We start from the raw sequence: 6,889 nt of genomic DNA, 5'->3' as shown, positions 1-6,889 counted from the left end.
TGATTGAATCAGCGCTTCCCTAAAAGGTGCCTTCCACAACCATCACGCAAAGCGTGTCATTTTTCCGGGAATGGCGGCCAGCCCAGTTCTTTGCCGCCGATAATGTGGGCGTGGAAATGGAAAACGGACTGTCCTGCCTTTTCTCCTGTGTTGATGACAAGGCGGAAGCCATCTTCTTTCAGGCCTGCTTCCAGGGCGATTTTCTTGACTACCAGGAAGAAGTCAGCGAAGTTCTTGTTGTATTCTTCGTCGAAGGCGAGGATGTTGTCCACGTGTTTTTTCGGAATCACCAGGATGTGAACCGGTGCACAGGGTTCGATGTCCTTGAAGGCATACCAGTTTTCATCTTCATAAACTTTGGTGCTGGGAATTTCTCCGGCAGCGATTTTGCAGAAAATACAATCAGCCATTCTTATTCCTCCTCTGCTAACACGCCTGACAGGCCATCTTCGGTGATAGTATCAATCCTGACAGGATACATTTTGCCTTTTTCTATATGTGAATCTCTGATGGAAACACGGATGTATTCATCGGTAAGTCCTTCAAAGAAACCATCCTTTACTTCTTCCGCCAGCACATGGACGACGCAGCCCATGAACTGTTTTCTGTATTCCAGGGCAATGCCCTTTTCCAGCTCCTGTACCCGGTGCACCCTTTCTTTTTTCACCTCATTGGACACCTGGTTTGGATAGGACGCCGCCGGCGTGCCGGTGCGGCGGGAGTAGGGGAATACGTGGATGCCGGAGAATTTGATTTCCTTCAGGGTCTCCAGGGTTTCCAGGAAATTTTCCTCTGTTTCTCCCGGGAAGCCTACGATGAGATCGGTGGTGAGGGCAATGCCCGGCACCTTTTCCCGAAGTTCGGAAATCAGTTTCTTGAACTGGGGCAGCCGGTAGTGGCGGTTCATGCCTTTCAAAACGGCGTCGGAGCCGGACTGGATGGGCAGGTGCAGATGGCGGCATACCTTCGGTTCATTCTGCATGATATGGATGAGGTCTTCCGAAAGTTCCACCGATTCCACGGAACCCAGACGGATGCGGAGGAGATCCGGAATCTTCACCAGCTCCGCCACCAGGGTGGCCAGAGAGGTGCCGTCATGAAGGTCCTTGCCGTAATTGCCAAGGTGGATACCTGTCAGAACCACTTCCCGGTAGCCTTCGGCCACCAGATGCCTGATTTCTTCCACCGCATCCTTCTGGAGGCGGGATTTCAGCTTGCCCCGGGCATAGGGGATAATGCAGAAGGTGCAGTAATTGTCGCAGCCTTCCTGTACCTTCACGAAGGCACGGGTGCGGACTTCGCCGGACGCATCGACCCACATATTTTCAAAACGGTCTACCTTCATAATGTCCACCGTCTCGTTGAGGGGCTTCTTGTCCGTGCGGCGCATGGCTTCTTCCACATAGTCCACAATACGGGTGCGGTTCTGCAGTCCTACGATGACGTCCACATCCCCCATTTTTTCAAAGACCTCCGGCGCCAGCTGGGCATAGCAGCCGGCCACCGCAATCACCGCATGGGGATGGGCCCGGCGGATGCGGCGCACCATCTGTCTTGATTTCCTGTCGCCGATACTGGTGACAGAGCAGGTATTGACCACGTACACATCGGCGTCGTCATTTTCCCCTGCCTGGGCGTACCCGTTTCTCATAAAGAGGGTACGCATGGCGTCGCTGTCATACTGGTTGACTTTGCAGCCAAGAGTAATGAAGGACACCTTTCTTCTTGAGTGTAATGTATTATTTTCCATGTGTTCATTATAACACGGGGAATAGAAAAGGTACAAAGGGTTCCGCGCCTATTAAGGATGGTTAACGGGGCCTTCCTCCCCAAGGGCTACAGCTGCCTATCGGCGGCAGGTTGTGTAAAAAGGGTTCTTAGGTTTGACGGGCCCGAAGGACCCGAGGGTTATGGTGCGGCTGCGCCGAATGATAAAAAACTGCGTTTCCTGCCTGCGGACAGCGGAACGGAGAGAATCATTTCCCAAAATCCGCCGCTTTCCCTTATAATAGAAGAAAATTTCCCTGTTTCCACATTTTCCAAGGAGAATCCCATGACTCTGCAGCAGCTTCGTTACATCATCGCCATCGTACAGGCGGGCTCGCTGAATATGGCGGCCCGTGCGCTTTTTATTTCCCAGCCTTCCCTTTCCAAATCCATGGGAGAGCTGGAGAAGGAAATGGGCATTACCCTTTTCCGCCGCACCAGCCGGGGCATGGTACTTACGGAGGAAGGGGTGAAATTTCTTTCCTACGCCCGGCAGGTGGTGGAGCAGGCGGATCTTCTGGAAAATGCCTACAAGAAGGGCGCCCCGGTGAAGCGGGTCTTTGCCGTTTCCTCCCAGCACTATGCCTTCGTGGTGAATGCCTTTGTTGCCCTGGTAAAGGAGTATGGGCGGGAGAAATATGAGTTCACCCTGCGGGAATCCCGCACCTATGACATTATCGAAGACGTCAGGCTGGGACGGAGCGAGCTGGGCATTCTCTTCCTTGACCATTTCCGAAAAGATGTGCTTCTTCATATCCTGAAGGAAGCGGACATGGACTTCCATCCCCTCTTCAAAGCGCCGGTGCACGTATTTCTCAGCCGCCGCCATCCCCTGGCCGGCCGTTCCCTTGTCACCCTGGAAGACCTCCTTCCCTATCCCCGCCTTACCTACGAGCAGGGCATCCACAACTCCCTTTATTTTTCTGAGGAGCCCCTGATCCAGGAATACAGCCCCAAAAACATCATCGTCACCGACCGGGCCACCCTTTTCAATCTCCTCATCGGCCTTGACGGCTACACCATCTGCTCCGGCATCCTTAGCAAAGACCTGAACGGCACGGACATCCTCTCCCTGCCCCTTCAGAGCTCCGAAGAAATGACCCTGGGCTATATCACCCCCAAAGGCACCGTCCTCCGCGGCATGGCCCGGCGGTACATGGACCATTTAAAAACGTACATCGGAAATCTGGAGGGCATAAGGCTTGCGGAAGATTTCCTGTCCGATATGAAGCAATCATAATTCGCCGCTGTAGGAAATGGTTTGAAAAAAGTTTCCTACTCGGCTTGACACTATGGTGGTTCACCACGACAGGAAACTATTTGCAAAGGGTTTCCTACCCGGCTTGACACTATGGTGGTTCATCGCCACAGGAAACTATTTGCGAAGGGTTTCTATCCGGCATGACAATATGACAGTCTATCGCCACAGGAAACTCTCCGGCAGGAGATTTCTCGACTCCGCTTCGCTTCGCTCGAAATGACGGGGATAGGACAGCTATGGCAGTCCATCGCGACAGGAAACCAGCACACCATCCCACTAGCTCACTAGTACACTAGTATACTAGTATACTAGTACACTCATCTTGACAATCATCCTTACCCGTGGTATCATATTTTCAATTTCAAAGAAGGCAATGACAAGAAGAGTACGGTTCCATGAATGGCAAAGAGAGCTGCGTATGGTGAAAGCAGTGCAGGAGGGGCGCCGGAAGATGGACTTGGAGCCTCCGGGCCGAATCGTGAAGCCCGCCGGGACTGCCCGTTACAGCAGCAGGGTATTTACGGCTTTGTCCGGCGTACCTGTCAAGTCCTTTTCCGGTGACGGAGGGGAAAAGAAGAGTGGTAACACGGTGAATCATCGTCTCTCATTTTTGAGGGACGATTTTTTTATTTCCAAAAACATTCAGGGAGGTTTTCATATGAATATCAAAACAATCTGCATTCATGGCAGCGACTGGAAGGATCCCACCGGCTGCATTTCCGTACCGGTTTTCCAGAGTGCCACTTTCGGCCATCCGGAACTGGGAGAGTCCACAGGATACGATTACACCCGGGTGCAAAATCCTACCAGGGAAAGCGCGGAAAAGGTGGTGGCCGCCCTTGAGCACGGTTGTGACTGTACCAGCTATTCTTCCGGCATGGCCGCCATTTCCATGGTGATGGAACTTTTCAGGCCGGGAGATACCATCCTTTCCTCCGATGACCTTTACGGCGGCTCCATCCGTCTTTTCCGCTTCGTCAACAAAAAGAACGGCATCCGTTTTAAATTCGTCAATACCTCCCATCCGGATCAAGTGGAAGAGGCTTTTGATGAAACGGTGAAGGCGGTGTACATCGAAACTCCTACCAACCCCATGATGCAGATTACGGACATCCGGAAAACCGCAGACATCGCCCATGCCCACGGCGCCCTGCTCATTGCGGACAATACCTTCATGAGCCCCTATTTCTGCAACCCCATCGACTTTGGCGCCGACATCGTCATCCACAGCGGCACCAAGTACCTGGCCGGCCACAATGATACCCTGGCAGGCTTTGTGGTGGTAAAGGATAAGGAAATCGCCGACAAACTGCGCTTCCTCTACAAAACCGTAGGCGGCTGCCTGGCTCCCTGGGACAGCTGGCTCGTCACCAGAGGCATCAAAACCCTGGCTCTCCGCATGGAAGCGGCCCAGAAAAATGCTGAAACTCTGGCGGAATGGCTGGAAAATCATCCCAAGGTATCCAAAGTCTTCTACCCCGGCCTCGCCGACTTCCCCGGCAGGGGCATCCACTTCAGGCAGTCCCGCGGCGCCGGTGCCATGCTTTCTTTCTACACCGACAGCCATGAAACAGCTCTCCAGGTGCTGAAAAATGTAAAACTCATACGCTTCGCCGAAAGCCTTGGAGGCGTGGAAAGCCTTATCACCTACCCCGCCACCCAGACCCACAGCGACCTTACAGAAGAAGAACGGCAGTCCCGGGGCATCACCAGCTGCCTCCTCCGCCTCTCCGTAGGCATTGAAGATGTGAATGACCTGATTGCCGATCTGGAACAGGCATTGGGATAAGAGGCCGCTTCACTATTGGACACGCCTTCGGCGTGAGGGTTCAAGGACGCGCCAAAGGCGCGAGGGTTCAGAGGGTTCAGAGGGGAAGGTTGACGGCCCTTCGGGCCGAAGGTTGTGGCCGCCTGNNNNCGCCTGTCGGCGGCGGGTTGTGTATCGCTTCGCTCAGGGGGCGACAGCGCCTGCGGCGCTGAGGGTGGTGGATTGCCCTTCGGGCAATGCTTATAAAGTCCGCGTTACAGGATTTACTTTCAGTGTCATATGACATGATAAGCATTCTGCGAATTGGCTCGCTGCGCTCGCCACCCCCTATCCGGGCTGCGCCGGACTGCCCCCTGTTCAGGGGGCAGAATAGGTTTCTATGCTTTCCTGCAGAGACATGGCTCCATGGCTAAGTACCCATAGTCCCACCGCTCCGCGGGGCGGAAAGGTGGTGGCGCCAGCCACCAAAGGGGGAATCTCCCTCGCCCGCCAGGGCGGTTGTATGGTTTTTCCACGGGCGAAAGCCCGATTGTGAAGGTTTGATACAAACTGGCGCCTTCCACAAATTTAGGGCACCCACCACGGCAGCTGCCCCTTGAGCGAAGCGATGCAACCCTTAGCCCGTGTGTCAACACAGGGCTATATGCCCCTCTGCGCCACAGGCGCAGGCCCCTACGGGAATACCGGAAAGCACCGCCCAGGTCCCGATCCCGACCGCACCACAGGCGGCTGTCTCAACCCTCAGCCCTGAAGGGGCTGTCAACCTTCGGGAATACGATCAAGCGCCACACATGACACCACCATTGAATCAATATACAAAGGAGTCCATTATGAAACTTTCCGATTTAGATACCATCATTGACCGCCGCGGGAGCGGCTGCCTGAAGTATGATTTTGCCCTGCAGCGTGGAAAGCCGGCGGACGTGCTGCCTTTCTGGGTGGCGGATATGGATTTCAAGGTGGCCCAGCCTATCCTTGACGCCCTGGAAGCAAGAGTACGCCACGGCATATTCGGCTATTCCGAATCCGGCGATGCCTATTTCAAAGCCCTGGCCAACTGGCAGGACAAATATTTCCACTGGGCCATCCGCCCTGAGTGGCTCATCAAGACCCCCGGCGTGGTGCCTGCCATCAATCTGGCGGTCAAGGCGCTGACCAAAGAAGGAGACGGCATCCTCATCAACCAGCCGGTGTACTACCCCTTCCTGAACGCCGTCATCAAGAACGGGCGGAAACTGGTAAACAGCCCCCTTGTCCTGAAAAACGGTCACTATGAAATGGACTTTGCAGATCTGGAAGAAAAAATCGTCAAGGGCCATGTAAAGCTGGCCCTTCTCTGCACGCCTCACAATCCCGTAGGACGGGTGTGGACAAAGGACGAGCTCACCAGGTATGCGGACATCTGCCTGGCCCACGGCGTAAAAATCGTGGCTGATGAAATCCACGAAGACTTCACCTACCCCGGATTCACCCACACCGCCTTCGGCACCATCAGTGAGGAAGCGGCGCAGAACGCCATCATCTGTACCGCCCCTTCCAAAACCTTCAACATAGCAGGCCTCCAGAATTCCAACATCCTTATCCCAAATTCCGAAATCCGCCGGGCCTTCCAGGAAGAACTGGACTCCTTCGGCTATGACCAGCTGAACGTCATGGGCCTTGCCGCCTGCCGCGCCGCCTATGAAGGAGGCCGGGAGTGGCTGGATACAGTGAAGGAATACATCCGGGGAAATCTGGATTTCGCAAGGAAATATCTGAAAGAAAACCTTCCGAAAATGAAACTCATAGAGCCGGAAGGCACCTACCTCATCTGGATCGACGCCTCCGCCTACGGCCTCCCCAATGAAGCCCTGGAACACAGGGTTCTCTATGACTGCCACCTGTGGCTGGACATGGGATACGTCTTCGGCAAAGAGGGCGAAGGATTCCTCCGATTCAACCTGGCCTGCCCCAGAAAAACACTGGAACAGGGGCTCCGGCAGCTGAAAGAAGGATTTGAGGGATAAGGGTGAGAAAACGGTGTGCGGAAAGTTTCCTGCACGGCATGACGCCATTGTGAATCATAGTGGCAGGAAACTGTTTGCGAATGGTTT

Annotated in this window: 5 protein-coding genes; 3 read left to right on the top strand and 2 right to left on the bottom strand. The window is 54.4% G+C overall.

Annotation, left to right across the window (positions count from 1 at the left end; all coding sequences use genetic code 11):
• Positions 1 to 56: 56 nt before the first annotated feature.
• Positions 57 to 410, bottom strand: a complete 354-nt coding sequence (locus B2Y11_RS02260; RefSeq protein ID WP_291055641.1) for a histidine triad nucleotide-binding protein — start codon at positions 408 to 410, stop codon at positions 57 to 59.
• Between the two features lie 2 nt (positions 411 to 412).
• Positions 413 to 1,750 carry a tRNA (N(6)-L-threonylcarbamoyladenosine(37)-C(2))-methylthiotransferase MtaB gene (mtaB, locus tag B2Y11_RS02255; protein ID WP_291055639.1) on the bottom strand — a complete coding sequence of 446 codons (1,338 nt, stop codon included), beginning with the start codon at positions 1,748 to 1,750 and terminating at the stop codon, positions 413 to 415.
• 303 nt (positions 1,751 to 2,053) lie between these two features.
• Here mtaB and B2Y11_RS02250 point away from each other — a divergent pair, with 303 nt between their 5' ends.
• From B2Y11_RS02250 to B2Y11_RS02240, 3 genes are all read left to right on the top strand, one after another.
• A complete protein-coding gene (locus B2Y11_RS02250; RefSeq protein ID WP_291055638.1) occupies positions 2,054 to 3,007 on the top strand; it encodes a LysR family transcriptional regulator in 954 nt (317 codons plus the stop codon).
• 679 nt (positions 3,008 to 3,686) lie between these two features.
• Positions 3,687 to 4,817 carry a trans-sulfuration enzyme family protein gene (locus tag B2Y11_RS02245; protein WP_291055636.1) on the top strand — a complete coding sequence of 377 codons (1,131 nt, stop codon included), beginning with the start codon at positions 3,687 to 3,689 and terminating at the stop codon, positions 4,815 to 4,817.
• Between the two features lie 809 nt (positions 4,818 to 5,626).
• Entirely contained in the window at positions 5,627 to 6,802 is a 1,176-nt protein-coding gene (locus tag B2Y11_RS02240) for a MalY/PatB family protein (protein WP_291055634.1), read from the top strand.
• The last annotated feature ends 87 nt before the right edge of the window (positions 6,803 to 6,889 follow it).

Origin of the sequence: Dialister sp. UBA1703 (assembly GCA_002320515.1) — a bacterium.
Classification (GTDB): domain Bacteria; phylum Bacillota; class Negativicutes; order Veillonellales; family Dialisteraceae; genus Dialister.
This window is presented reverse-complemented; position numbering and strand designations above follow the sequence as displayed.